This is a genomic window from Halorubrum sp. Atlit-26R, from assembly GCF_003666015.1.
Classification (GTDB): domain Archaea; phylum Halobacteriota; class Halobacteria; order Halobacteriales; family Haloferacaceae; genus Halorubrum.
The window spans coordinates 1-529 of the sequence record NZ_QPLT01000374.1 but is presented as its reverse complement, the minus strand read 5'-3'; the positions used below and the strand labels follow the sequence as shown (position 1 = coordinate 529).

At 59.0% G+C, this 529-nt stretch carries 1 pseudogene; it reads left to right on the top strand.

Annotated elements, in window-relative coordinates:
* Nucleotides 1–529 (top strand): annotated as a pseudogene (locus DVK07_RS21040) (hypothetical protein); the annotation flags it as partial.

Sequence of the window (529 nt, the reverse complement as noted above, 5' to 3'; positions counted from 1 at the left end):
GAAGGATCGCCGCCGTAACGGCGGCGAAGAGATGTCGGTCGTACAGTTCAGCCTCGAAGATCTCAGCGAGCGTCCGGGCGTTCTCGAACTCCTCACGAAAGAGTCGATCCGATCGGGGAAGTCGGCGGAGATCGCCGAACAAGTCGCGGAAACGAATCGTACGATCCGATACTTAAGCGAGAACGAATCGACGGTCACCGATTCCGTCGCGAGCGCGGTTACCGATGAAGTCGGCGAGTTACCGATCGACCTTCAGGCGCAGTCGAGAGAGTTCGTTCAGGGGCTCGTGTCTCTGCTGCGTGAACAGCGCCAGTTCGTCGGAGAAACGGAAAATGAGCTCGCCGCCGACAGCCCGTCGACGACTGACGACGGGATCGACGTCAGTGCTGAAACCGGTTCTGCGGATGGTCCCGACAACCGCCATCTCGAACCGGTCACAAATCAGATCGCTGGAACGATCCGGCGTCGAGATCTCGAAGGAGATCCGGATTCAACGGTTGCGGTATTCCCGACCAGAGAATCTGGACTG